Below are 1,240 nucleotides of genomic sequence, written 5' to 3' on the forward strand. Positions count from 1 at the left end.
CCCCGGACTGCCCCGGCGCGGCCAGGACCGAAGCGGCGGCCCGCGCCGGGGCAGTCCGGGGCGACGGCGTTGACGCGGATGCCGCGGGCCCCGTGTGCGGCGAGTTCGGCTGCGAGGGCGCGCAGGGCGGGGAGCGTTCTCGACGTGGTGAAGACGACCGCGCCGCCGTCCTTGAGGGCGGGGAGCAGTGCCAGGGCCGTGGAGCGGCCTGTGGGGAGGAAGAGGTAGTCGATGCGGCCGAGTTCGATTTCGACGGTGAGGGCCAGGGCGGCGACGGCCGCCGGGTCTGCGGGGTCGGGGCCGATCACCTGGGCGCAGGAGCCCAGTTCGGCTGCGGCGCGGGCCGGTGCGTGGCCGGTCAGGAGGATCTTCGCGCCGCCCTCGACGAGCCGCTTGGAGACGGCCAGGCCGAGGCCGCCCGTACCGCCGATGACCACCGCTTTCCTGTCTCCGTACCGGGTCATGTGCTGCTCCCTGCCGTGTGCGTGCCGCTTGCGTGTCGCTGACCCGACTGACAGTGCCCGGGGGCGCTTCGGGGCGGCTGACGGTTCGCTGACGGGCCCCCGATCAGCGGTGTGTACGGTGACGCCATGCGGTTCGGGGTGCTCGGTACGGTGACGGTGTGGGACGGCGACGGGGAGCCGGTCAGGGTCCCCGAAGTGAAGGTCAGGGCGCTGCTGGCCGATCTGCTGGTGCACGAGGGGCGGCCCGTCTCCGCGGACCGGCTCATCGACGATCTGTGGGGCGACGCACCGCCCGGCCGGCCCGCCAACGCGCTGCAGGCCAAGGTCTCCCAGCTCCGGCGGGCGCTCGGCCGCGACCGGGTCGTGCACCAGGCGCCCGGCTACCGGCTGCGCGTGGACGCGGCTGCCGGGGACGAGTTGGACGCGGAGTTGTTCCGGGCGCTGGTGGAACGGGCCCGGCGTGAGAGCGATCCCGCCGCGCGGGCGGCGCTGTTCGGCGAGGCGCTGGGGCTGTGGCGTGGGCCCGCCTTTGCGGACTTCGCGGACGAGGACTTCGTACGGGGGGCCGTGCGGCGTCTGGTCGAGGAGCGGCTAGCGGCGGTGGAGGAGCGGGCATCGGCGCGGCTGGAGGTCGGCGAATTCGCGGCCGTCGCAGGGGAGTTGGCCGAGGTGGTGGCGCTGCATCCGCTGCGGGAGCGGTTGCGGGGTGTGCAGATACGGGCGCTGTATCTGGCGGGGCGGCAGAGTGAGGCGCTGGCTTCGTACGGGGAGGTGCG

The 1,240-nt window shown here is 74.6% G+C and carries 2 protein-coding genes; one reads left to right on the top strand and one right to left on the bottom strand.

What is annotated here, in order from left to right:
- Positions 1 to 464, bottom strand: a 464-nt coding sequence (locus J0695_RS36790; RefSeq protein WP_206969107.1) for an SDR family NAD(P)-dependent oxidoreductase, incomplete at its 3' end; no start/stop codon positions are given.
- Positions 465 to 590: 126 nt separating this feature from the next.
- Here J0695_RS36790 and J0695_RS36795 point away from each other — a divergent pair.
- A partial coding sequence (locus J0695_RS36795) for an AfsR/SARP family transcriptional regulator (protein ID WP_206969108.1) occupies positions 591 to 1,240 on the top strand: 650 nt, incomplete at its 3' end.

It is taken from the genome of Streptomyces beijiangensis, assembly GCF_017315755.1.
In the GTDB taxonomy this organism is placed as follows: domain Bacteria; phylum Actinomycetota; class Actinomycetes; order Streptomycetales; family Streptomycetaceae; genus Streptomyces; species Streptomyces beijiangensis.